The sequence below is a fragment of the Primorskyibacter sp. S87 genome (assembly GCF_049801055.1).
In the GTDB taxonomy this organism is placed as follows: Bacteria; Pseudomonadota; Alphaproteobacteria; order Rhodobacterales; family Rhodobacteraceae; genus JBNAGF01.
This window is the reverse complement of the sequence record NZ_JBNAGF010000001.1, coordinates 67,908-92,691: the sequence shown is the minus strand read 5'-3', so window position 1 is coordinate 92,691 and position 24,784 is coordinate 67,908. Positions and strand designations below refer to the sequence as shown.

Genomic DNA, 24,784 nt, shown 5'->3' with positions numbered 1-24,784 from the left:
CCCCTTTCCCTTAGCGGCTCGCGTCCGGCGTGAAGGTCGAGAAATCGACCAGAGTACCCAGCATCTGTAGGTAGGCGATAAGTGCGTCGGCCTCGGTGACTGCCGGTTGGCCGTCAAAGTTGCGCACGTTCACTGAGCCTTCGCCATAGCGTTCCAGCAGCCCGTCATAGTCACTGTCCGGGTCAGCTTGGGCGAGGAAATCCGCCTGCGCGTTTTCGATCATCTCATCGGTGTAAGGCACACCGACCAGAGCGTTCGCGGCCATCAGATCCCCCATGTACTTGCCATCCAGCCGGGTGTTTTCGAGGAAGCCATATTTGGGCATCACCGATTCCGGCACCACGGACTGCGGGTCGCGCATGTGATCGACGTGCCATTCGTCCGAGTAACGGCCGCCGACGCGGGCCAGGTCAGGCCCGGTCCGCTTGGAACCCCACTGGAACGGATGGTCATACATCGACTCTGCCGCCAGCGAGTAGTGGCCATAGCGTTCGACCTCATCTCGCATCGGGCGGATCATCTGGCTGTGGCAGACATAGCAGCCTTCGCGAATGTAGATCTCACGCCCTGCCATCTCGAGAGGGGTGTAAGGACGCATACCCTCCACCTTTTCGATAGTGTTTTCGAGATAGAACAGCGGTGCGATCTGCACGATGCCGCCGATGGTTACGACCAGAAAGCTGAAGATCAGCAGGAGGGTCGCGTTGGTCTCGAGGATCTTGTGTTTGTCGAGAATTGCCATTGCTCCGGCCCTCCTTATTCAGCCGGGACCGCGACGGACAGGCTGGCTTCTTTAGCCGGGGCCTTCCGAACGGTCATCCACAGGTTGTAGCACATGATCACGGCACCAGCGAGGAACAGGGTTCCACCCAGAGCACGCACCACATACATCGGGAACTTGGCGGCAACGGTGTCAGCGAACGAGTTCACCAGGAAGCCGTTGGCATCCACTTCGCGCCACATCAGGCCTTCCATGATACCGGTCACCCACATCGAGGCGGCGTAGAGCACGATACCGATGGTGGCGAGCCAGAAGTGCCAGCTGACCAGTTGCAGCGAATAGAGGCGCTCACGCTTCCACAGAACCGGAACGAGGAAATAGAGAGCACCAAATGTGATCATCCCGTTCCAGCCCAGCGCGCCGGAGTGCACGTGACCAATCGTCCAGTCGGTGTAGTGCGACAGCGAGTTCACCGCGCGGATCGACATCATCGGCCCTTCGAAGGTCGACATGCCGTAGAAGCCGACCGAGATTACCATCATGCGGATCACAGGATCGGTGCGCAGTTTGTCCCATGCGCCCGAAAGGGTCATCAGGCCGTTGATCATACCACCCCAGGACGGCATCCACAGCACGACCGAGAACACCATGCCGAGCGTCGAGGCCCAGTCAGGCAACGCTGTATAGTGCAGGTGGTGCGGACCAGCCCAGATGTAGATGAAGATCAGCGCCCAGAAGTGGATGATCGACAGCTTGTATGAGAATACCGGCCGCTCGGCCTGCTTGGGGATGAAGTAATACATCATGCCCAGAAAGCCCGCAGTCAGGAAGAAGCCCACAGCGTTGTGCCCATACCACCACTGGATCATGGCGTCCTGCACCCCGGCCCAGACGATCACCGACTTGGACCCCCAGATACTGACAGGGATGGTCATGTTGTTAACCAGGTGCAGCATCGCCACCGTGACGATGAACGACAGGTAGAACCAGTTGGCCACATAGATATGCGGCTCCTTGCGTTTGATAACGGTGCCGAGGAACACGGCCAGGTAGGCGACCCATACAATGGTCAGCCACAGGTCAACGTGCCATTCCGGTTCAGCGTATTCCTTGGACTGGGTGCCGCCGAACAGATAGCCCAGCGCGGCCAGCACGATGAACAGCTGGTAACCCCAAAACACGAACCACGCGAGATTGCCGCCCCAAAGGCGCGCTGCGCTGGTGCGCTGCACCACGTAGAATGAGGTCGCGATCAGGGCGTTCCCGCCAAATGCAAAAATCACCGCCGAGGTGTGCAGCGGCCGCAGGCGCCCAAAATTGGCGTAACCCTGAGCCCAATCGAAGTTCAGTACCGGAAATGCGAGCTGGAAAGCGATGAACACACCGGCCAGAAAACCAACAACGCCCCAAAAGGCGGTGGCAATCACGCCGGCACGGACAACATTATCCATGTACTCGCCGCTCTGATCCACGAGCAGACCCGGATCGTCGGTATGACGGAGAGTCCAAATAAACAGCCCCACGGAAACGATCATTACGACGATCATTTGCACCATGTAAGCTGTATCACGCGCGTAGTTGATCGCTATCATCGTGAAGATGGCGACCAAACCAAGCGCAATAAGCTTGATATAATTCGACATTTTGCGTCCCTTTGCCATGTCCCACACGATTCTTATGTCGCGCCGAACGGAGTTTGACTAGCCGCTTCATGCAAAAGGGTGAGCAATGCTGCCTTGATCTGCATCAAGACAACGGGTCGAAATCTGTGACACGTCTCAAAACATGATGAAGCAGACGTAGGCGGCGAACGCCGTTTTCGACGAGGTGCAAATGTCTTACAAATCTCTTCTGACGGTACTGACCAACCCGCAGTTTGCCGGGCCCACCCTCAGTCAACTGGTGGCGCTGGCCTCGGCGCAGGACGCCCATGCCGAGGCGCTGTGTTTGGGGGTCGACCGAACGCAGACTGGTTACTACTACGCAGGTGCAAACGCGATGATTCTGCAGGAAACCCTGTCCCGGGCCAATGCCGAGGCCACCGAGATGCTTGAGGCTGCCAAGGATATTCTAGGCAAGTCGGGCGTGCGTTGGTCTGCCGAAGAAGGCGTGGCACAGATTGCCGACCTCGGGCGCCATGTTGCTCATCGGGCTCGGTTTTCCGATCTCGTCGTGCTGCCCCGCCCCTATGGCGAAACTCGCGGCGCCGAAGTGGAACCGATCGTCGAGGCTGCGATGTTCGAAGGACACGCACCTGTTCTGATCGTTCCGGATGACCGGCCACCGCTTGCCAAGCCGTCAACAATTCTGGTCGCCTGGAATGAAAGCGTAGAGGCCATGCGCGCCATTCGGATGGCGCTGCCATTCCTGAAGCAAGCAGAAACCGTTCGCATAGTCGTGATCGACCCTCCGCAACATGGACCGGACCGCTCCGATCCCGGTGGGCTATTGTCGCAAATGCTGTCCCGACACGGGGTGCGTTGCGAAATCGATGTTCTCAGCAAGACCATGCCACGGGTTTCGGAGATCCTGAACCGGCATGCCGTGGACACCAGCGCTGACATGATCGTGATGGGAGCCTACGGTCACTCCCGCTTCCGCGAAGCGATTCTCGGAGGAGCGACCCGCAACATGCTGGAACAGGCCGAAGTTCCGATCTTCATGGCTCATTGATAGCCAGCACATTTATAATGTGAACGCCCCATCCTTCGCGGCGGGGCGTTGTATCATCGGTTTCCAGAGTTAAACGCGGGCGCCTATGCGCTCTTTCGGATCAGGTTGATCAGAACCAGAAGAATGACCGCGCCAATCGTCGCGTGAAACACTGAGGCAAAAAAACCTCCTCCGACCGAAAAGCCCAGCGCAGGAAAGATCAAACCGGCGGCGAAGGCCCCTACAATCCCGACCACGATATTTCCGATCAGCCCAAATCCGCTGCCCTGCATCAGCTTGCCCGAAAGCCAGCCCGCGAGCGCGCCGACAATCACCATTGCAAAAACGCTGTTGAATTCCATTGAGCCTCCGCTGTTTTTGTTCCGGTGCGGACGCTCTGATGTTCAGACCAGAAATCCGCCGTCGCTGTCGTCCCCGGCTTCGTCCATCAGACGACGCATATCCGGGATAGTAACATGCCGCTTGCCTTCCAGCAGTATGACGCCGTCCTTCTTCAGCGCCGACATCTGCCGGCTCACCGTTTCCAGCGTCAGGCCAAGGTAGTCGGCCATCGCCTCGCGCGTCAGTGGAAGATCAAAGACCATCTTGCCGCGCCCGTTCTTGGACAACGACGCATCGCGACGCGCAATGATCGACAACAGGCTTGCGATCTTCTCGCGCGCGGTTTTGCGCCCCAGAACCAGCATCCATTCCCGGGCAGCATCCAGTTCGTCCAAGGTCATTTCCAGCAGCCGGTGCGCAATATGCGGAGTCCGGCTCATCAGATCTTCGAACGGAGCCTTGCGAAAACAGCACATGACCAGATCTGTGGTTGCCACCACATCATACGGTGAACTTTCGCGGCCCGGCCGCCCCACAAAGTCAGAGGGAAGAAGCATCCCGACCATCTGGGTTCTGCCATCTTCCATTGTTTGGGTCAGCGTGGCGATACCCGACACCACCGACCCGACAAAATTCATCTGGTCACCTGACCAGATGATCGTCTGGCCGGCTTCGATGTTGCGATAGTATTTGATCCCCTCAAGCTCATCGAGCTCATTGGGTTCGCAATGGGCACATACGGCCCGATGCCGGATTGGGCAGTCGGCACAGGTGTGCGGAATGGATTGACCAGGCGCGTTCATCAATTTGGTCCCAATTGATCTGGGTCAAAGCTTTGTCAGAGAGTCACTTATTACATACATCTCATGATAGCAAAATCCGATTTGTCCCGGCTGGGATTATTTGACGCGAAAGTGCCACGTTATACCAGCTACCCGACCGCGCCCCACTTCAGCAATGACGTGGGGCCTGACCGTTATGGAGAATGGATTTCGGAGTTGGAACCAAACGGTTCGATCTCTCTGTATATCCATGTTCCGTTCTGCCGCCGCTTGTGCTGGTTCTGCGCCTGCAGAACGCAGGGCACGCAGACTGATGCGCCTGTTGTCGCGTATGTCGAGGTCCTCAAGGCCGAGCTCAACCTGCTCAAGCGCAAGCTACCCGAAGGAATCACCCTATCGCGGTTGCACTGGGGCGGCGGAACTCCGACTCTTCTCTCGGCGGGGCTGATGGAAGATCTGGCCGCATCAATCTTCGAGGTCGCGCCTCTGGGCGATGGCGCCGAATTTTCGGTCGAAATCGACCCCAATGAGATCGACGGGGACCGGCTGGATGCCTTGTCGCGCGCGGGCATGAATCGGGCTTCGATCGGGGTTCAGGATTTCGACGAAGATATTCAGAAAACTATCGGTCGGCTTCAGGGCTATGACGTAACCCGCAAAGCGGTTGAAATGATCCGTGACCGCGGCATCGAGAGCTTGAACGCTGATATTCTCTTTGGCTTACCCCACCAGACCAAGGCCCGAATGACGGAAAGCGTGCAAAAGCTGCTGTCTCTCAACCCGGACCGGGTGGCGCTCTATGGGTATGCACACGTGCCTTGGATGGCCAAACGCCAGCAGCTGATCCCATCGGATGCGCTGCCCACGCCCGAAGAACGCCTGATGCTGTTCGAAACCGCACGGCAGTTGTTCCTGTGGGACAACTACGCTGAAATCGGCATCGATCATTTTGCCACGCAGGATGACGGTTTGACAAAGGCGCTCAGGGCCGGTCAGCTCAAACGCAATTTCCAGGGCTACACCGATGACCAAGCGCAGGCCCTGATCGGGGTTGGGGCGTCTTCGATTTCGCGGTTCCCAAAGGGATACGCCCAGAATGCACCGGCCACCTCGGCACATACATCGGCGATCCGCGACGGGCGATTCTCGACTTCGCGCGGTCATACATTCAAAGGCGAAGACCTTCTGCGCGCGCGCCTGATCGAGGCATTGATGTGCGACTTTTGCATTGATGTCGACGAGATCATGGGCAGTTTCGACATATCCCGCGGTGCGCTTTTCGAAATGTTCAGGGATGCGAATGACGCCTTTGACGGATTGCTGAAACTCTCGGACAACGGGCTTTTCATCCCGGAAGAGGCCCGGCCCCTGACCCGTATGATTGCGCGCAGCTTTGACGCGTATGACCTTTCCAAGGCGGGGCACAGCTCGGCCATCTGAGCGGTGGAGAAATGCGGGGCTTGACGTAACCCCAGTAAACTCCCGACACTCAATCTTGCCCGCGATGCATTCGGATCGCGGGTGAGGCAGGTCGAATCCCGATCAAGACGTGCGGAAATCTCCGCCCGGACCTTTCGTGCAGCCGCCCGGGGAAGGCGCCAGTTGATGGCGCCGGTGGATGGCAAGGTGCAAGGAAAGGAAGCTCTCATGCGTGTATTTACCGTTATCGGACCGTCTCAATCAGGCAAATCAACCCTTGTTCAGGCGTTGAGCGGTCTGGATGGGCGCGCGACCCGTTTCGATCTTGGCGGCGTTGTAGGGCTTTACGGCTTTGACTATCTCGGCGAACCGTGGATGGCCGTCGACGTGGATGGCGGCGGTGACGCACTGGCCTATGTCGGACCGGCAATGGCAATCTCGGATGCGGCGGTGGTGGTAGTGCCACCTGATCCCGATGCGGCGGTGCTTTGTGCCCCCTACCTGCGTTTGGTTGAAGAAGCGGGCATTCCCGCGGTTCTGTTCATCAACCGTATGGACCATCCCGGCGGTCGAATTCGCGATATCGTTGCAGCTCTCCAAACCTATTGCACCCATCACATTACGCTGCGCCAGGTTCCCATTCGTGAAGGCGATCAGGTCGTAGGTGCCGTTGACCTGATTTCGGAACGCGCATGGAAGTATCGCGAGGGCGAACCTTCGGCTCTGATCGAACTGCCGGATTCCACCGTGGAACGGGAACAGGAAGCCCGGACGGAACTTTTGGAGGCCCTGTCGGATTTCGACGACAACCTGCTTGAGCAATTGATCGAGGACAAGCAACCGCCAAGTGCCGAGATATTCGATCTTGCGGCTCAAGTTCTGCAACACCATCAACTGATACCGGCCTATCTGGGAGCGGCCAGCCACAGCAACGGCCTTACACGGCTGATGAAAGCACTGCGTCACGAAGCACCGGAATTCGACATTGCCCGAGACCGTGACGAGGCCGGCGGAGAGACCCTTGCCATTGCCGGATTTGCCGATGTGAAGAAGCATATTGGCAAGATTACTGTGTTACGCGGCCTCAAGGCCGGAGTGGCAGCGCATGAGCCGCTGGGCGGAGAGACAATCGGCAGTCTCACGGCGCTGGACGGCAAAACTCCAGTCGACAAGCTGGCCGCCGGCGAGATTGGTCTGGCGGTGAAATCCGATCACCTTGTTCCCGGCAGGCTCTATGACAAGACGGATGCCGAAGAGTTGCCGGGATGGGCCAAGGCTCGGTCGCCTTCTTATCGGCAAGTGGTAATGCCGACCCATGAGCGCGATGATGTGCGACTGTCCAATGCGTTGTCCAGAATGGCAGAGATCGATCCCGGGCTGTCTCTGTCACAAGACGAAAACAGCGGCCATGCAGTGCTTGGCGCGCAAGGCCCGCAACACCTGCGCCGGGTTTCCGAGAAGCTGGCCGCCGATTTCGGCATCGAAGTCACTACGGAACCGGTCGAAACAGCCTATCGCGAAACGATCCAGAAGCCGATCGAACATCACTATCGCCACCGCAAACAGTCTGGCGGTGCAGGTCAGTTCGCCGACGTGGTGATCCAGCTCGCCCCGCTGCCCCGTGGCAGCGGCTTTTCCTTTGACGAAGTGGTGAAAGGCGGTGCTGTTCCGCGCAACTATATTCCCGCCGTTGAACATGGTGCCAAAGATGCTTTGGTCGAAGGGCCGCAGGGATTTCCCGTGGTGGACGTTCAGGTGACGCTCAAGGATGGAAAGCACCATTCAGTCGACAGCTCGGACTTCGCGTTCCGCACCGCCGGAAAATCTGCGGTCCGCGAAGCCCTGCGAGAAGCCAAACCTGTCGTACTGCAACCTATCCTGAGGGCCGAAATCCACCTGCCCTCAGATTTCGTGGGTGATCTCGTTCCGGTAATTTCAAGCCTGCAGGGGCAGGTTCTGGGCTTTGAGGGAAATCCCGATTCGTCAGGCTGGGAGATTTTCAATGCCCTGCTGCCGGCGGTTGCCGAAGCTGAACTGAACCGATCCATCGCCAGCGCCACGCGCGGCACCGGCTGGGTGGACCTTAGCTTTGACCACTACGAGGAGTTACGCGGGCCGGTTCCAAAGACAAACAAGGAAAAGGAGGTGGTCGCCTGATCACCTCGGGGTCGTCGCAGCTGAGGCGGAGACCGCCACGATCTTTTGCGACGGGTGCGGCGGGTTTAGCCTGCCGCTGCGATCAGCGTTCTTGTGTAGTCGGTCCGGGCATTCTCAAACAGATCTTCGGCCGCACCCGTCTCGACGATATCGCCGTTGCGCATGACGACGACCTGATGGGACATCGCCCTCACGACTTTCAGATCGTGGCTGATGAACAGGTAAGCCAGCCCATACTTACGCTGGAGGTCTCTCAACAACTCCACAATCTGCACCTGAACCGTCATATCGAGCGCCGAGGTCGGCTCGTCCAGCACCAGCAGTTTCGGGCGCAGAACCATTGCTCTCGCAATGGCGATGCGTTGCCTCTGCCCGCCCGAAAACTCATGCGGATACCGGTCCATAGATTGAGGGTCCAGCCCTACCTCCGTCATAACCTCGGCGACCAGTTCACGCGGGGCGCGGTGCGGGTCAATCTTGTGGATCGCCAGCCCCTCGGAAATGATCTGCGCGCAGGTCATACGTGGCGACAGGGATCCGAACGGATCCTGAAACACGATCTGCATGTCCTTGCGCAACCGCCGCAATTCCCGCGTCGACCATTTGCGTACGTCTTCTTCGCGATAGGTGATACCACCCTCGGACGCGATCAAGCGCATCATGGCCAGTGCCAGCGTCGTCTTGCCTGAGCCGGATTCGCCCACGATGCCCAGCGTCTCACCGGCCCGCACCCGGATCGAAGCATCATTGACGGCCTTAACATATCCGACCGTTCGCTTCATCAACCCCTTTTGGATCGGAAACCAGACCTTGAGATGATCCGTTCGGGCGATCTCTTCCGAGGTCTCCGGAACCGGGTCGGGAGAGCCGGCAGGCTCCGCGCCCAACAGTCTGCGGGTATAGGCATGCTGGGGATTATCGAAGATCTCAGAGGTTGGCCCGGTCTCGACGATTTCTCCATCTTTCATCACGCAAACACGGTCGGCAATCCGACGGACAATGCCCAAATCGTGAGTGATAAAGAGGAGACCCATGTCTTCGGCCGATTTCAACTCGGCCAGCAGGTCCAGGATCTGCGCCTGAATGGTTACGTCCAGCGCCGTTGTCGGCTCGTCCGCGATCAGAACGTCGGGCTTGTTGGCGAGCGCCATGGCGATCATCACGCGCTGTCGTTGCCCACCGGAAAGCTGGTGCGGATAACTGCCAAGACGATCCTCGGGATCGCGGATACCCACCTTGTTCAGCAGTTCAAGAATGCGGGCACGCGCTGCGTCGCCGGCCAGAGCCTGATGCAACGCAAGGCTTTCGGCCATCTGTTTTTCGATGGTGTGCAGTGGGTTGAGAGACGTCATCGGCTCCTGAAAGATGAAGCTGATGTCGTTGCCGCGCACCTCCATGAGCTTCTGTTCGGACGCGCCGATCATTTCTTTGCCGTGATAGGTTACCGACCCGCTGACTTCGGCGCTGTCGCCCAGAAGCGATACAGTGGACAACGCAGAAACCGATTTGCCTGATCCGCTCTCACCAACCAGAGCCACCGTTTCTCCCCGGTCGACAGAAAAGGACACGCCCCTGACTGCTTCGGTCACCTGTCCGTCCTGCCGGAACGAGACCCTTAGGTTTTTCACATCGAGCAGGCTCATGAAAAGGTCTTTCTGGGATCGAACGCGTCGCGAATGCCTTCAAAAATGAAGACCAACAGAGACAACATAATGGCAAAGGTGAAGAAGGCGGTGAACGCCAGCCACGGGGCCTGCAGGTTCTGCTTGGCCTGAAGGGTCAATTCACCCAGCGAGGGCGCCGAAGCCGGCAAACCGAACCCGAGGAAATCGAGCGAAGCCAGTGCTGATATGGTTCCGGTTACAATGAACGGCAGCATGGTCAGGGTCGCAACCATTGCATTGGGCAGCATGTGTCGAAACATAATCGTGACGTTGCCGACACCCAGCGCCTTGGCCGCCCGGACATATTCGAGGTTCCGGGCCCGCAGGAACTCAGCCCGGACAACCCCCACCAGCGCGGTCCATGAAAACAAGACCATCAGGATTACCAGTAGCCAGAAACTGCGGCCAAGGATCGCGAACATGATGATGATCACGTATAGCGACGGCGTCGCCGACCAGATTTCGATAATCCGCTGGAATACCAGATCGAGCCACCCCCCGAAGTAGCCCTGCACCGCACCGGCAATTACGCCCACAATACTGGCCGCGGCAGTCACCATGAGAGTGAACAGGATGGATAGCCGAAAGCCGTGGATGACCCGTGCAAGCACGTCGCGTTTGGTGTCGTCTGTTCCTAGCCAGTTCTGGCCGTTGGGCGGCAACGGCGCCGCACCGGGGCGATCCACAGTGGTGTTGAACGAATAGGGGATCAACGGCCAGATCGCCCAACCCTTGACGAAATCATCCGCTTGGAAAGTCCCGGCATCGATGTCCTCGATGATGCCTTCAGGGTCGTCGAAACAGTCCTCGATTCCGCCAGATGCAATCAGGCACTGCACCTCCGGGTCGCGATAGATCGCCTCGGTCTGGAAATCGCCGCCAAAGGTGGTTTCGGGATAGAAATTGAAGACCGGAGTGAACAGATCACCACGATAGCTCACGAGGATCGGTTTGTCATTGGCCAGAAAGTCAGCCAGCAATGACAGACCGAACAACACCGAGAAAATGATCAGCGACCAGAATGCCCGGGAATTGCGCCGGAAATTGCGCCAGCGGCGCTGATTGAGTGGGGACAGCGCCATTTATCCCTCCCGGCTTTCGAAGTCGATACGGGGATCGACCAGCACATACATGATGTCACTGAGGATGCCGACGACGAGGCTCATCAGACCGAATATGAACAGCGTCCCGAAGATAACCGGGTAGTCCCGCGCGACGGCGGCTTCGAATCCAAGACGGCCAAGGCCATCGAGCGAAAAGATCGTCTCGATGATCAGCGAGCCGGAAAAGAACACCCCGATGAAAACCGCCGGGAAACCCGCGATTACGATCAGCATCGCGTTTCGGAACACATGGCCGTAAAGCACCTTGCGTTCTGACAACCCCTTGGCGCGGGCGGTCATGACATATTGCTTCTTGATCTCGTCCAGAAAGGAGTTCTTGGTCAACAGAGTCAGTGTTGCAAAAGCCGAGATCGTCGAGGCGATGACCGGCAGAGCAATATGCCAGAAATAGTCTCCGATCTTGCCCAGCAGGCTAAGATCCTGCCAATTGTCGGACGTCAAACCCCGCAGCGGGAAGATCTGCCAATACGAACCGCCTGCAAACAAAACCAGCAAGAGAATCGCAAAGAGAAAACCGGGTATGGCATAAGCCACGATGATCATGCCACTGGTCCAGGTGTCAAAACTGGATCCGTCCTTGACCGCCTTGCGTATCCCCAACGGGATCGACACGAGGTAGGCGATGATCGTCGACCAGAGCCCAAGCGAAATCGACACCGGCATTTTCTCCAGCACCAGATCAATCACACTGATCGAACGGAAGTAGCTCTCTCCGAAGTCCAGCGTCAGATAATTCCCCATCATTGACAGGAACCGCTCGAGCGGCGGTTTGTCGAATCCGAATTCCCGTTCAAGTTCTTCAATGAATTCCGGAGGCAACCCCCTGGCGCCGACATAGCGATCCGTTACAGAAGTAGACTCTGTCTCGATATCCGCGCCACCGGCAAAGCCCTCGAACACGTCGCCCCCACCCTCCATCTGGGCGATGATCTGTTCGACCGGGCCGCCGGGCACGAACTGCACGAGCGTGAAATTGATGATCATGATGCCTAGCAAGGTCGGTATGACCAAGAGCAGGCGTCTGAGGATATAGGCTCCCATGGGTGGCGCTTACCGCAACGCGCCCGAGGCTTTCAAGGCCGCCGATTTGTCAGCATTGATCCACCACAGATCCTCGACCCCCAATGCATAGGGCGGCAGATTGTCCGGATGTTCGTACATGTCCCAGTAGGCCACCCAGAATTTGCCCAGATACCAAGTCGGAACCATGAACCGCTTGGCCCGCAACACCCTGTCTAACGCCCGGACATTGGCAAACAGCTCTTCCTGTTCGGTCGCTGCCACGATGTTGTCGATCAGCGGTTCGATATCGGGACCGTGAATTCCCGATGGATTGAACACGGAAAACGCTGCCGCCTCAGAGCCATATTGCTGGTAGAGACCTGTCGAGGGCTGCAGAGACTTCCGATAGGCTCCCACAATCATGTCAAAATCCCGCTCGCGGCGCCGCAGGGTAAATTGCGCGTTGTCGATGCGGTTATAGGTGGCATCTATTCCAATCACCCCCAGATTGTCGATGAAGGGCTGGATCAGGCGGTCAAGCGTCGGCTGATCCGAGATGAATTCTACCTTCAGTGTTTCGCCTTTGTCGTTGCGCCGAACGCCATCGGACCCAACGGCCCATCCTGCTTCCTCCAGCAATTTTGACGCCTTGCGCAGGTTGCGCCGATCATTCTGCCGGTCGGGTTTCGAACTGTGCGCACTGACCGGTTCATCCGTGAGCACCGCCGGATCCAGAGCATCCCCCAGAGATTCCAGAACCACTTTCTCGCGGCCTTCCGGCACGCCCTTGGCCTCCAGATGGGTGCCTTGCCAGAAGGAATGGCGCTGCTGAAACAGACCGTATTGCAGGCTCTCGTTGGTCCACTCGAAATTGTAGGCCAGTTGAACGGCTTCGCGCACGCGCGGATCGGCGAATTGCGGGCGGTCCATGTTCATGACAAATCCGCTGGCATTGGGAACGTCCCCGTCACGCAGCTCTTCGCGAACAACATGACCGGAAGAGATGGCCGGAAAGTCATAGGCCGTGGCCCAGCTCTTTGAGTTGTTTTCCTGACGAAGGGTGAATTCGCCGGCCTTGAACCCCTCCATCGCGGCAATCGAGTCGCTGAAATACTCGATACGAATAGTCTCAAAGTTGTTGCGGCCGACATTCACGTTCACATTGTCGCCCCAGTAATCCGGGTTGCGCTTGTAGACCACGCGACGGTTGATATCGTAGCTGTCGAGCACATAGGGGCCCGAACCAATACCCGGCTCCAGCCTAGGTTTGTCGATGCGGCGGTTTTCCGGGTCTGCGTCGAACCACGCTTTGGAAAAAACCGGCGTTCCGCCGACCTGAGTGATCAAAGCCCGGCGCGGAATGTCCGGAGCGAAATAGAATTTCACACGGTGGGTATCCAACGCCTCGGCCTTGGGGATCCGTTTGCGCACGGCCTCGGCATAAGACTGCAACCCCTGATCCAGAAGGATCTCGTGGCTGAATACCACATCCTCGGCGGTAACCGGCGAGCCGTCGGAAAACCGGGCCTCCGGGCGAAGGTTGAAAATCACCCAATCCTGGCTCTCGGGATACTCCAGACTTTCTGCCAGCAACCCGTAATAGGCCGCCGGTTCGTCATAGGACGGAAAAAGAAGGGTTTCGTACTGATCGGCAGATCGCGCGCCGGCCCGGCCTTGCCGGGTGAAGGGATTGAAACTGTCAAAGGTTCCCTGTGCCGCGTAGGACAGTTCGCCCCCCCGCGACGCCTGCGGGTTCACATACTCAAAATGAGCGAATCCTTCAGGGTATTTCAGTTCGCCGAATTCCGAGAACCCGTGGCTTTTGGTGACGTTCTCTTCGGCTAGCACCTGCGTGGCCAAGATCAGCAGAGCCACCACTGTTCCCGAGAGCACAGCCGCAATCCTTGGCCTTAGATCCTCAGTTCGGGCTACGACTCGGCTCCGGTGCGGCAACCTGGCGCGGTGGGGGGTCATGGGGCTCTTCCTCCGGTTGGACCGACGCAATGGGTGCATCACTCAGCCAATCTATTTTGGGACAGCTAATGGTCCAGAGCCGGAAGATTCAAGTTTAGAATGCGTGAACGTGCGATGAAGTGACCGTGATCAGCGGTTCGCAAGGGTGAGGGGCGATTCGTCGACGCGCAAATCGCTTGACCCGATACAACCCTGCCCCAGCCAGGTATGGCCCGAGCAAATCAGTCAATCAAAAAAGAAAAAACCGCTGCCTTGGGCAACGGTTCTTTCGTTTGATTTTCCGGCTTGGATCGATCAGTCGTCGAGGCTGTCGAGATAAGCAATCAGGTTGATCCGGTCGCCCTGTTTCTTGAGGCCCGAGAAGCTCATCGAAGTGCCGGGAATATCGGCGCTCGGCTTGGCAAGAAACGCGTCCAGCGCCGCCGGGGTCCAATCGCCACCTTTCGAGGCCATCGCATCGGAGTAGCCAAAGCCCGCCGCGCCACCAATTGCCCGGCCCACAACGCCATACAGGAATGGTCCGGTGCCGTTCGCACCGTCTTCAAGCTTGTGGCAGGCTGAGCATTTCTTGAACACTTTCGCGCCCTTTGCCACATCGGCCGATGCCATCAGCTCGTCAAAATTAACTTCCGGTTCGGCATCGCCGCCATCTCCGGCATCTTCAACTTCAATCACGTAGGAGGCTTCGCCGTGCCCCCCGACGTGGAAGAGGCCTTCTGCGGCCCATTTGGCCAGAAGGAGCACCAGAAAAGCGCTCAAAAAGCCTGCTGCGGCTTTGGTAACTGTCATCGTGTCGAACATTGATCGCGTGTCCATTTCAACTGTCTGAGCGGCTGTCTAAGGCTTCCCCTTGCGAGAGGCAAGGTATAGACACCGCGACTAAACGCCCAATCTGCAAACTTGTTGCACGGAAACGACCCATGACCAATCGCATTGCCTTTCAGGGAGAGCCCGGTGCCTACAGCCACGAGGCCTGCCGCAAAGCCCGTCCCGATCTGAAGCCGCTACCCTGCCGGACCTTCGAAGACGCGATCGAAGCCGTTCAGTCCGGTGAGGCCGAGATGGCCATGCTCCCTGTCGAGAACTCGACCTATGGCCGGGTCGCCGACATACATCGGCTGCTGCCCGAAAGCGGCCTCAGGATCGTCGACGAAGCTTTCGTGCGGGTGCATATCAGTCTGATGGCCTTGCCGGGTGTCGAAATCGAACAGATCGAAAAAGTTCGGGCGCATCTCGTTTTGCTTCCTCAGGCTGAGGACTTTCTCAAACGTTACGGCATCCGGGGAGAAGCATCGGCCGACAGTGCCGGTGCTGCTGCAGAGATCGCCGCTGCGGCGGACCGAACCACGGGTGTTCTGGCATCGGATCTGGCAGCCGAGATCAACGGCCTGCACATCCTCGCACGCCATATCGAAGATCACGCCCACAACACGACCCGCTTTCTGCTGATGTCCCGCCAATCCGATACATCACGACGCGGCAAGGACGGGATGATGACAACTTTCGTGTTTCAGGTGCGCAACATTCCTGCCGCTCTCTACAAGGCAATGGGAGGTTTCGCGACCAATGGCGTGAACATGACCAAGCTCGAAAGCTACATGGTCGACGGCTCCTTCACCGCCACCCAGTTCTATGCCGATATTGAGGGGCACCCGGACGATCCCAACGTAAAGCTGGCGATGGACGAACTGAACTACTTTACCACCAATGTGGAAATTCTGGGCGTGTATCCCGCCGCGATCGAAAGGTTCTGAGGACTGTTTCAGGCACCCTTGGTCTTGCGGTTCAAGCGGTCCTCAAGTTCTTTTGCATACTCTGCCAGACGCAACCGGAACTTGCGGGTCAGATTGTTGCGGGCCAGTTTCAGCGACTGAACAAACAGACGCGCTGACAGGGTCTTGGGTTCGAGCGTCAGCGCAAGTGCAAGCCGCGTTCGACGAGGCGACAACGCCAGCAGGTCAATCTCGACTGTCCCATCCAGTCCTTTGCTATCGAAGGCCAAGGCCAACGAATCCGGCTGCCTGAGTTGGGTCAAAACAAGCCGCAGATCGCGCGGACGGCCGCGCAGGGAAAATCTAGTCTGCCAAGCAAGACCGGTCGCAACCGGGGCATGTTCGTCCACCCGGGAGACCTCGATTCCGCGCCGCATTGCAGCTCGTTCAAAGGTCTCGAAATCGGAAATGGCTGAAAAAACGGAGCCAATGGGGGCTTCGATATCTTCCTTGCTGGAGAACTGCATAACCTGCCTGCGCTATCCTGAACGGCTCTGTTTGGCGAAATAGTCGTCTTAATCGAGCGTATCCGCAAGCCAGTTTTGCAAAAGAAACTGTGCAATCGAACCTTTGCGAGCCGGCATCATCACCGGATGCTCTCCCGCAAATGCGGTCATCGCTTCGGAACGGTCAATCCAAACGGCATCCTCGATCTCATTCGGATCAATTGTCATCTCGCGTGACAACGCCTCGCCGGAGCAGCCGATCATAAGCGATGACGGGAAAGGCCAGGGCTGGCTCGATAAGTAGGTGACCGGTCCGACGGGAACACCCACTTCCTCCATGACTTCGCGACGCACGGCGGCTTCGAGTGTTTCGCCAGGCTCAACGAAACCGGCCAGCAGCGAATACATGCCTTCCGGCCACCCCGGAGAACGACCCAGTAGAACCGCGTCACCGTGGGTAATGAGCATGATGACCACCGGATCGGTTCGCGGAAAATGCTGACCGCCGCAGGCCGGGCAACTGCGCTGCCATCCTGCCTGAGAGATCTCGGTTTTCTCGCCGCAACGGGCACAAAACCCATGTGTTTCGTGCCAGCCCGTCACTGCCTTGGCTGTCGCGGCAAGTTCGGCGTCTCTTGGTGTCAGTCGGCTCATGACCCGCCGCAATTCGCCAAACACCTGCCCGGTTTCAAGGGCCGGATGCTGTTGTTCGGAACGGTCGACGAAATGCCCAAGGCTGGAAAGATCCTGACCCTCGGCAGTCCAACCTGAAATATCGAACGCGAACTGCGGGGTGCCGTCCCGTTCGCGCCCCAACAGGATGGGCGCCTCGTCCGCCTCCTCAAAAACGGGGTGCGTGACCGGAAGATTCACGAGATTTTCCAGCCTCTCGCCCTGTAGCAGGATCTTGCCTCGCCAGATCGGCGTCGCCCTTGCCCTGGGATCGGAAAGGGTTGCCGACAATGCCCCCGCGTCGCCTCTAATCTGAGCCGCACGATCAAGACCTGCCCCCCCGAATGTAACCTGTTCGGCCCGTTTCATTCCTGCTCTCCCGCTCGTTTTCCTGCAACTTGCCCTACCGCTGCCACGGACCCGCCCGCAGCGCAACGCCGTTGAGCCGAAATCTTGTCAGATTGGGCAGGCAAAAGAAAACCTGCCCTTGTCGGGACCGATCGGACGCACGCCCCTGTTCTTTCCCGGCGGGACGTGCTTTCAATCGCAGTTCCGGCACGGCAGACCGGCAAGAAAAACAAGGCAAGACATGACTTCCGCAACCCCGGCCCCATCTGAAGCATGAGCCGAAGCGAAACAACGCCCCCCAGCGCCGCATTGCGCATTCTGGGCACATCGGATCTGCACATGCATCTGGAGAGTTACGACTATTACTCCGGGCTGGAGGATGCGGGTGTGGGGCTGGTGCGCACGGGGCAACTCATTCGTACGGCCCGCGCAGAAGCCGAAAGTCAGGATTGCAGTGTTCTGCTGATCGACAACGGCGACTGCCTTCAGGGGACGCCACTGGGGGATTTCGCAGCCACAGAAACCAGCGTCAATCACCCCGCCATGGCGTGTTTTGCGGCACTTGGCTATGATGCGATCGGACTTGGCAACCATGATTTTGACATTGGCCTGCCGGAACTTGAAAGGGTTCTTTCGCAGTCGCCTTGCCCGGTTCTGTGTTCGAATCTCGACTTCCACGGCAAAGGCCCCGATGTCGCACCTCATCTGGTTCTGGACCGGGATGTGATCTGCACGGATGGCAGCACACGGAATCTCCGGATCGGAATGTTCTCGCTCCTCCCTCCGCAAACAACCAAGTGGGAGGCGCATGTCCTGAGTGGGTGTGTCGATGCGTTGGACATCGTTGATTGCGCCCGAAGTCAGGTAGAAAAACTGAAGGCCCGGGGCTGCGATGTGGTCGTTCTGCTGGCGCATACTGGGTTCGGAGCGCGCAAACATGTCCCCGGACAGGAGAATGCTTTGTATCCGCTCTGCCATTTGGATGGTATCGACGCGATCATCGCCGGGCACACGCACCAGATCTTTCCAGATCCTGATCAGAAAGGATTGGAAAGCTCCGGCAGGATCAATGGCATACCGGTGGCAATGCCAGGAACTGCCGGATCCCATCTGGCGGTGATCGACCTGAAACTGCTCTGGTGCTCGGAAGCCGGATGGCAGGTGGCCGAAAGCACGTCTTACCTAAAGGCCATAGCGCGGCGCTGCGTTCGGGGGAAATCCGAGCCACTCACTGAAATTGCCGAAGACCTTCGCCAACTGATTTCGGGGTCCCATCAGGAAACTGTGCGGCAATTGCAAACGCCGGTCGGCGAAACCAGTATGCCCCTGCACAGCTATTTCTCGTTTTTTGCCCCGGATCGCTCGCTGGCGTTGGTGGCCGCTGCCCAAGCGGCGGCTGTTCGTGCCAACCTGACCGATCCCGCTCTGAAGGCGATGCCGATTGTTTCGGCGGTTTCGCCCGGTAAGTTCGGTGGACGCGCGGGCCCGCATCATTACACGGACATTCCTTCCGGTCAGGTCAACCTGCGCCAAGTGGCCGACCTCTATGTCTTTCCGAACGAGCTGCGGGCAGTCGTGCTAACGGGAGCAAAAATCCGGGATTGGCTGGAAATGTCCGCCGCACAGTTTCGGCAGGTCGCCAAAGGCAGCCACCGAACACCCCTGAAAAACACGGACTTTCCCGGTCACAACTTTGATGTCCTGCACGGCTTGACCTACGAGATCGACCTGAGCAGACCGGCCACCTTCGATTGTGATGGGCGCCGCAAAACCACGAACACAAAGCGGATTCGCAATTTGTGCCTGAACGGCGCACCGCTCGCCGATGATGAAGTGCTGATAGTGACCACCAACAACTACCGGACAAATGGAGGCGGGAATTTTCTGGCGTTGGATGATGCTCGGTGTATCGATCTTCCTTCGGCACGGATCAGGGATATCCTGTGCCAATACCTGGCCGGTCAGCTGCCCCACGACCCCATCGCGGACCAGCCAGCCCCATGGCGGTTCACGCGCATGCCCGGTACGGACGTGACGGCACAGACTGGACCAGAGGCTCGTCGGCACGTTCGTGAGTTGATGGCCCGCGGAGCAACCGACCTCGGACTTACCGAAAACGGGTTTCTGATGCTGGCCATCCCGCTCTGAGCCTTTTGCCGGAATGACCCCTGCGTGCGGCTTGCGAATCCAGCTGAGTCGCCCTATATCGTGCCTTGAGAGGTTGGCGCGGGCGAGCGCCTCGCCAACCCGGTCAGGTCCGGAAGGAAGCAGCCGTAACGAGCCCCGCTTGGGTCGTTGTCCAGCCTCTCACCTTCTCCCACACACGTACCGTGTCTTTTCCGCAGGCCCTGCGCCACAAACCCTGCATCATCGACAGGCCAATTACGTTTGGGCTTAGGCGAGCCCACCCCGCAAACGCCCCTGTCCCGCCCAGGTCAACTGCGCCTCTGTCTCGACCGCACATGGGCGTATCACGCGCAAACGGGACAAGGCCGGACCGAGCGCTTCGCCACTTTCGATCATTAGTCGCAAAACGATCATTCCGGATCGCCCGCACCCACCCTTGCAATGCACCAGAACGCGCGCACCCTGATGCAAATGACGTCGGGCAGACTCGCCGAGGCCGCACCACTCTCTGTCCGCTGCCCCGATCGGGATCCCGTAATCCGGAACCGGAAAGTTCACCCACATGCAGTCTTTCAAATCTCTGGCAATCTGGCCGATCCCGGCATTGGTGTTCTCTGTCTCGGTGGTCATCGAGATCACCAGCGCAGGTCGCCATTTCAGGATTTTTTGCAGGTCCGCTGCGTAGTCGCCCGAACTGCCGGGCATTGCGGAGAAGGCAAGCGTTCCGCCACCCACAGGTAGCTCAAAGATCTTGAACTTGGTCATTGCCCTCCTCGCCGATTATGTTCGCCAGCCCGACTATGCGCGACCGATCCCGGTTCCCCAACAGGGTTTTCGTCGGGACCGCGGTGGACGCCGGGGGTCAGCCGCTCTACCCTGCCATCGACAACGAATCCGACAGAGCATAAATGACCGAAAGCAGCCCCGCCCCATATCAGGTTCTGGCCCGAAAGTATCGACCGGAAACCTTTGCCGATCTCGTGGGGCAGGACGCCATGGTCCGCACCCTCAAGAACGCCTTCGAAGCCGACAGAATAGCCCAGGCCTTCATAATGACCGGTATTCGCGGCACCGGAAAAACCACCACCGCCCGGATAATCGCCAAGGGGATGAACTGCATCGGCCCAGATGGCGAAGGAGGGCCGACGACAGAGCCTTGCGGGCAATGTGAACATTGCGTGGCGATCATGGAAGGCCGCCATGTTGACGTGATGGAGATGGATGCCGCCAGCCGGACAGGTGTGAACGACATCCGTGAGATCATCGATTCGGTCCGCTATCGGGCCGCCTCGGCCCGATACAAGATTTACATCATCGACGAGGTTCACATGCTGTCCACAAGCGCGTTCAACGCGCTTCTGAAGACGCTGGAAGAACCCCCCGAGCATGTGAAATTCATCTTTGCGACCACTGAAATCCGCAAGGTTCCGGTTACCGTTCTGTCGCGCTGCCAGCGCTTTGATCTGCGACGGATCGAGCCTGAAGACATGATTGGCATGCTCGAAAAGATTGCGGATGCCGAAGGCGCCCGGATCGCCGGTGACGCGCTGGCCCTGATCACCCGCGCGGCCGAAGGCTCGGCCCGGGATGCAACTTCGCTGCTGGATCAGGCGATCAGCCACGGTGCGGGTGAAACGACAGCGGATCAGGTCCGGGCAATGCTGGGGCTGGCCGATCGCGGGCGGGTGCTTGATCTGATGGATATGATTCTTCGGGGAGACGCGGCCGGAGCCCTGACCGAGCTGGGCGCTCAATACGCCGAAGGCGCAGACCCGCTTGCCGTTCTGCGCGATCTGGCCGAGATCACCCATTGGATCAGCGTGGTGAAAATCACACCCGACGCGGCCGAAGATCCGACCGTGTCTCCGGATGAACGGGCACGGGGCTCGCAGATGGCCAATGCCTTGCCAATGCGCGTGCTGACCCGGATGTGGCAGATGCTACTAAAGGCGCTGGACGAGGTGTCCTCGGCCCCGAACACTATGATGGCGGCCGAGATGGCAGTCATTCGCCTGACCCATGTTGCGGACCTGCCCTCGCCCGAGGAACTGGTCCGGCGCTTGCAGGATGCACCGCCACCACTGCCACCGGGGCCGGGTTCTGGTGGCGGTGGCGCTCTGCATTCCGGCGGTGTTGCCACACCGGTACAGACTCAGCCCGTTTCATCCGGCGGCCCGGCTCCGTCCGGAGGCCCGGTGATGGCCCTGGCACAGGACGTTGAGGCTGCTTTGGCGCGATTTCCCAGCTTTGAACATGTGGTCGAACTAATCCGCAACAAACGTGACGTGAAACTGCTGGTCGAAGTCGAAACGGGCGTGAGGCTGGTTTCCTATCAACCGGGGCGGATTGAATTCACGCCTTCGGAGCAGGCTCCGACAGATCTGGCGCAGCGTCTGGGTGCAAGGCTGCAAAGCTGGACCGGAAACCGGTGGGCGGTGATTGTCTCCTCTGATGGCGGGGCCGACACCATCTCCGAACTGCGTGACGCCGCCGACAATGCATTACGACAGGAAGCAGAGGCGCATCCCCTTGTCCAAGCGGTTCTGACGCAGTTTCCAAAGGCCCGGATTGCGCGCATCCAGACCCCACAAGAGCTGGAAGCCCAGGTCCAGACCGAAGCTTTGCCCGAGGTCGAAGACGAGTGGGATCCGTTCGAGGAAGACTGAAGACTTTTACAACCCGGCGCACCCGTGACGGTTCTTTGGCCTGTCGGCCTGCAGAGTAACATAGCGACAGATGCGGCCACTTCGGCCTGCGCTGGATGCGATATCGGAAACCGGTGCCACCCCTTGTGCTAACACCTTCGCACCCGTATCTAGACGCAAACCGCAATTCAGGAGACACCTCATGCTCAAAGGACTCGGCGGTCTTGGCGATATGGCCAAGATGATGAAATCCGCCCAGGAACTGCAGACCAAGATGGCTCAGCTGCAGGACGAAATGAACGAAATGCTCGTGACCGGCGAAGCCGGCGCAGGCCTGGTCAAGGCCACGGCCACCGCCAAGGGCGAGCTCAAGGGGCTGGATATCGACCCGTCGATCTTCAACGGCGACGACAAGGAAGTTGTCGAAGACCTGATCCTTGCCGCGGTCAAGGACGCACAGGCCAAGGCCGCCCAGCGCACGCAGGACGAGATGGCCAAGCTGACGGAAAGCATGGGTCTGCCAAAAGACATCAAGCTGCCCTTCTGATCCGGGCCCACCGACAGGCCGCACGTATGGGTGTGGCCTGCGACACCCAGAGAAAACACAACCCGATCAAATGCCGGGTGGCGCTTGCTTTTCCCTGCCTGCACCGCCCTAATGGCGCGACCAGACATGACCGGACGCGCTGTGCAAAATGACCGATAGCTCTACCCGCGACATCGACAATCTGATCGAGCTTATGGCTAAGCTGCCCGGACTGGGGCCGCGTTCGGCCAGGAGGGCGGTCTTGCATCTGATCCGAAAGCGGGCACTTCTACTCACCCCATTGGCCGATGCGATGCAACAGGTTGCCGAGACCGCGCGTGAATGTCTGAACTGTGGCAATGTCGGAACGTCAGAAATCTGCGGCATCTGCCAGTCCGAAGCCCGCGCGACGGGCGAGCTCTGCATCGTCGAAGACGTTGCCGATCTTTGGGCGATGGAACGCGCCGGGGTGTTCAAGGGCCGTTATCACGTACTCGGCGGCACATTGTCGGCATTAGATGCCGTTGGGCCGGAAGAACTGCGCATTCCCAGGCTGATTGACAGGGTCACGACCGAAGGAATATCCGAGGTAATTCTCGCCTTGAATGCCACCGTCGATGGCCAGACAACAGCCCACTACATCGCAGATCAGCTCGAGGGTCAGGTTCGCCTGACGTCACTGGCGCAGGGTGTTCCGATCGGAGGTGAGCTGGATTACCTCGATGACGGCACCATCAGTGCGGCCCTCAGCGCCCGTAAGGAAATCTGAGATCCCATGCCAGTTTCAGGGCGACTTGGGACGCTTTCAAACGCCTCACAGACCTGAAATGAAAAAACCCCCGGCCTTGTAGCGCGAGGGCTTTTGTCCTTTGCGGTTTCAGAAACTCAGAAACGCGGGTCGTCGCTTTCGTCTTCTTCTGAATCGTCACCCTTAGGCAGGTTGAAGAAGCTGTCGGCATCAACGACCTCCTCTTCTTTCTCCTTCTCTTCTGCATCATCGCGCAGCGAGAAGGTTTCCAGGCCTTCGATGGCAGTCGGAATCTTGGGTTCAGCATCCATTTCAAGCGACTGTTCCGTCGACACCAGTTTGCGGCGCTCATCATCGCTCATAACGCCACCCTCGGCGGCCTTCTTGGCAGCGGCTTTCTGAACAACCGCGTCCAACTCGGACTGTTTGCACAGCCCCAGAGCCACTGGATCAATCGGTTGCATGTTGGAGATATTCCAATGGGTGCGCTCGCGAATCGACTGGATCGTCGGCTTGGTGGTGCCCACCAGTTTGGCGATCTGGCCGTCACTCAGTTCGGGATGGAACTTGACCAACCACAGGATCGAGTTCGGACGGTCCTGCCGTTTTGACAATGGCGTATAGCGCGGACCGCGCCGTTTTTCTTCACCTGTGGCAGCCGGATTGAATTTCAGCTTCAGCTTGTGCAGCGGATTCGACTGAGCGGAATCGATTTCCTCCTGCGTCAGCTGGTTGTTGGCGATTGGGTCAAACCCTTTTACGCCGACCGCAACTTCGCCATCGGCGATGCCCTGAATTTCCAGTTCGTGCATGCCCACGAAATCTGCAATCTGCTTGAAGCTGATCGTGGTGTTGTCCACCAGCCACACGGCGGTAGCCTTGGCCATCAATGGTTTTGCCATGTGCGTATCTCCTTCGAATACATTTGTCCCGTCGCCTGGAATCGGCGGCCCTGATACACAGGGCGGGTTTCCGTTGTCGGGGAACTTGGCCCGTATATAGTCATCGCCAGCGAATAAGGAAAGAGGCGAATGCGCTGGCTCTTGATTTGGATGTTTTCTGCCCTGCCGGTTTTTGCCGATGGCAAAAAGGCTGGGGAATTCGACTACTACGTACTGGCCCTCAGCTGGTCCCCCAGCTGGTGCGAGCTGACCGGAGACGCACAAAAATCCGATCAATGCGATGACCGCCATGACCATGGCTGGATACTGCACGGTTTGTGGCCGCAGTTTCACCAGGGCTGGCCCGCTTTCTGCCGCACGCCCGAACCACCGCCTACCCGCCGAATGACCCGCGAAATGGCCGACATTCAGGGCAGCGCCGGGCTGGCGTGGCATCAGTGGAAGAAACACGGCACCTGTTCCGGACTAAGTGCTGCCGACTACTACACCCTGTCCCGGCACGCCTACGGAAAGGTCGTCCGCCCGCCGGTCTTTCGCAAGCTGGACCGGCAAGTGGCCCTGCCCGCCAAGATCGTGGAAGAGGCATTTCTCAAGGCCAACCCAGACCTAGATGCAGACATGTTGACGGTGACCTGCACCCAAGGGCGCATTCAGGAGGTTCGGATCTGCCTTTCCCGCGGTCTGGAGCCGGTGCCTTGCGGTCGGGACGTGATCCGAGATTGCACGTTGAAGGACGCGCTGTTTCCCCCGGTCCGCTAAGC

At 58.6% G+C, this 24,784-nt stretch carries 22 protein-coding genes and 1 other RNA gene; 10 read left to right on the top strand and 13 right to left on the bottom strand.

What is annotated here, in order from left to right; all coding sequences use genetic code 11:
• Nucleotides 1–10: 10 nt before the first annotated feature.
• Together ccoO and ccoN are read right to left on the bottom strand one after the other, a co-directional pair.
• Nucleotides 11–742, bottom strand: a complete 732-nt coding sequence (gene ccoO, locus ACP15U_RS00495; RefSeq protein ID WP_425043157.1) for a cytochrome-c oxidase, cbb3-type subunit II — start codon at nt 740–742, stop codon at nt 11–13.
• Between the two features lie 14 nt (nt 743–756).
• Entirely contained in the window at nt 757–2,364 is a 1,608-nt protein-coding gene (ccoN, locus tag ACP15U_RS00490; RefSeq protein ID WP_425043156.1) for a cytochrome-c oxidase, cbb3-type subunit I, read from the bottom strand.
• A 190-nt stretch (nt 2,365–2,554) separates the two neighbouring features.
• On the opposite strand from ccoN, the gene ACP15U_RS00485 reads away from it, so the two are divergent.
• Complete coding sequence (locus ACP15U_RS00485; protein ID WP_425043155.1) at nt 2,555–3,394, top strand: universal stress protein; 840 nt, start codon at nt 2,555–2,557, stop codon at nt 3,392–3,394.
• Between the two features lie 83 nt (nt 3,395–3,477).
• On the opposite strand, the gene ACP15U_RS00480 is transcribed toward ACP15U_RS00485, so the two are convergent.
• Both ACP15U_RS00480 and fnrL read right to left on the bottom strand, forming a co-directional pair.
• Nucleotides 3,478–3,735, bottom strand: a complete 258-nt coding sequence (locus tag ACP15U_RS00480) for a GlsB/YeaQ/YmgE family stress response membrane protein (RefSeq protein ID WP_425043154.1) — start codon at nt 3,733–3,735, stop codon at nt 3,478–3,480.
• Nucleotides 3,736–3,777: 42 nt separating this feature from the next.
• Nucleotides 3,778–4,518 carry a transcriptional regulator FnrL gene (gene fnrL / locus ACP15U_RS00475; protein ID WP_425043153.1) on the bottom strand — a complete coding sequence of 247 codons (741 nt, stop codon included), beginning with the start codon at nt 4,516–4,518 and terminating at the stop codon, nt 3,778–3,780.
• 63 nt (nt 4,519–4,581) lie between these two features.
• Between fnrL and hemN the strand changes: the two genes are divergently transcribed.
• Both hemN and ACP15U_RS00465 read left to right on the top strand, forming a co-directional pair.
• Complete coding sequence (hemN, locus tag ACP15U_RS00470) at nt 4,582–5,937, top strand: oxygen-independent coproporphyrinogen III oxidase (RefSeq protein WP_425043152.1); 1,356 nt, start codon at nt 4,582–4,584, stop codon at nt 5,935–5,937.
• Nucleotides 5,938–6,144: 207 nt separating this feature from the next.
• Nucleotides 6,145–8,073, top strand: coding sequence for an elongation factor G (locus ACP15U_RS00465; protein WP_425043151.1), 1,929 nt, complete (start codon nt 6,145–6,147; stop codon nt 8,071–8,073).
• Nucleotides 8,074–8,138: 65 nt separating this feature from the next.
• On the opposite strand, the gene ACP15U_RS00460 is transcribed toward ACP15U_RS00465, so the two are convergent.
• From ACP15U_RS00460 to ACP15U_RS00440, 5 genes are all read right to left on the bottom strand, one after another.
• Complete coding sequence (locus ACP15U_RS00460; protein WP_425043150.1) at nt 8,139–9,716, bottom strand: ABC transporter ATP-binding protein; 1,578 nt, start codon at nt 9,714–9,716, stop codon at nt 8,139–8,141.
• Nucleotides 9,713–10,819 (bottom strand): ABC transporter permease, encoded by a 1,107-nt coding sequence (locus tag ACP15U_RS00455; protein WP_425043149.1) that lies wholly within the window; start codon nt 10,817–10,819, stop codon nt 9,713–9,715. Before ACP15U_RS00455 ends, ACP15U_RS00460 begins: the two co-directional genes overlap by 4 nt.
• Nucleotides 10,820–11,902, bottom strand: a complete 1,083-nt coding sequence (locus ACP15U_RS00450) for a microcin C ABC transporter permease YejB (protein WP_425043148.1) — start codon at nt 11,900–11,902, stop codon at nt 10,820–10,822.
• A 9-nt stretch (nt 11,903–11,911) separates the two neighbouring features.
• Entirely contained in the window at nt 11,912–13,837 is a 1,926-nt protein-coding gene (locus ACP15U_RS00445; RefSeq protein WP_425043147.1) for an extracellular solute-binding protein, read from the bottom strand.
• Nucleotides 13,838–14,131: 294 nt separating this feature from the next.
• A complete protein-coding gene (locus tag ACP15U_RS00440; protein WP_425043715.1) occupies nt 14,132–14,638 on the bottom strand; it encodes a c-type cytochrome in 507 nt (168 codons plus the stop codon).
• A 119-nt stretch (nt 14,639–14,757) separates the two neighbouring features.
• Here ACP15U_RS00440 and ACP15U_RS00435 point away from each other — a divergent pair, with 119 nt between their 5' ends.
• Nucleotides 14,758–15,591, top strand: a complete 834-nt coding sequence (locus ACP15U_RS00435; RefSeq protein ID WP_425043146.1) for a prephenate dehydratase — start codon at nt 14,758–14,760, stop codon at nt 15,589–15,591.
• A gap of 8 nt (nt 15,592–15,599) precedes the next feature.
• Here ACP15U_RS00435 and ACP15U_RS00430 read toward each other — a convergent pair whose 3' ends face one another.
• The gene (locus ACP15U_RS00430; protein WP_425043145.1) at nt 15,600–16,076 is read right to left on the bottom strand and encodes an SRPBCC family protein; all 477 of its coding nucleotides are present in this window, start codon (nt 16,074–16,076) and stop codon (nt 15,600–15,602) included.
• Nucleotides 16,077–16,124: 48 nt separating this feature from the next.
• Nucleotides 16,125–17,096, bottom strand: coding sequence for an NAD(+) diphosphatase (nudC, locus tag ACP15U_RS00425; protein WP_425043144.1), 972 nt, complete (start codon nt 17,094–17,096; stop codon nt 16,125–16,127).
• Between the two features lie 252 nt (nt 17,097–17,348).
• On the opposite strand from nudC, the gene ACP15U_RS00420 reads away from it, so the two are divergent.
• Nucleotides 17,349–19,223 carry a bifunctional 2',3'-cyclic-nucleotide 2'-phosphodiesterase/3'-nucleotidase gene (locus tag ACP15U_RS00420; RefSeq protein WP_425043143.1) on the top strand — a complete coding sequence of 625 codons (1,875 nt, stop codon included), beginning with the start codon at nt 17,349–17,351 and terminating at the stop codon, nt 19,221–19,223.
• 66 nt (nt 19,224–19,289) lie between these two features.
• Nucleotides 19,290–19,388: signal recognition particle sRNA small type (ffs, locus tag ACP15U_RS00415), an RNA gene on the top strand.
• 81 nt (nt 19,389–19,469) lie between these two features.
• On the opposite strand, the gene ACP15U_RS00410 is transcribed toward ffs, so the two are convergent.
• On the bottom strand, nt 19,470–19,967 hold the full coding sequence (locus ACP15U_RS00410; RefSeq protein ID WP_425043142.1) for a protein-tyrosine phosphatase family protein: 498 nt from the start codon (nt 19,965–19,967) through the stop codon (nt 19,470–19,472).
• A 143-nt stretch (nt 19,968–20,110) separates the two neighbouring features.
• On the opposite strand from ACP15U_RS00410, the gene ACP15U_RS00405 reads away from it, so the two are divergent.
• From ACP15U_RS00405 to recR, 3 genes are all read left to right on the top strand, one after another.
• Nucleotides 20,111–21,868, top strand: a complete 1,758-nt coding sequence (locus tag ACP15U_RS00405; protein ID WP_425043141.1) for a DNA polymerase III subunit gamma/tau — start codon at nt 20,111–20,113, stop codon at nt 21,866–21,868.
• A 181-nt stretch (nt 21,869–22,049) separates the two neighbouring features.
• Nucleotides 22,050–22,394 carry a YbaB/EbfC family nucleoid-associated protein gene (locus ACP15U_RS00400; RefSeq protein ID WP_425043140.1) on the top strand — a complete coding sequence of 115 codons (345 nt, stop codon included), beginning with the start codon at nt 22,050–22,052 and terminating at the stop codon, nt 22,392–22,394.
• Nucleotides 22,395–22,542: 148 nt separating this feature from the next.
• Complete coding sequence (recR, locus tag ACP15U_RS00395; protein ID WP_425043139.1) at nt 22,543–23,142, top strand: recombination mediator RecR; 600 nt, start codon at nt 22,543–22,545, stop codon at nt 23,140–23,142.
• A 116-nt stretch (nt 23,143–23,258) separates the two neighbouring features.
• Here the strand turns inward: recR and ACP15U_RS00390 are convergent, their stop codons facing one another.
• Nucleotides 23,259–24,023: a DUF1013 domain-containing protein gene (locus ACP15U_RS00390; RefSeq protein WP_425043138.1), complete on the bottom strand. Its 765-nt coding sequence runs from the start codon at nt 24,021–24,023 to the stop codon at nt 23,259–23,261.
• Between the two features lie 129 nt (nt 24,024–24,152).
• Between ACP15U_RS00390 and ACP15U_RS00385 the strand changes: the two genes are divergently transcribed.
• On the top strand, nt 24,153–24,782 hold the full coding sequence (locus ACP15U_RS00385) for a ribonuclease T2 family protein (protein ID WP_425043137.1): 630 nt from the start codon (nt 24,153–24,155) through the stop codon (nt 24,780–24,782).
• Nucleotides 24,783–24,784: the final 2 nt, after the last annotated feature.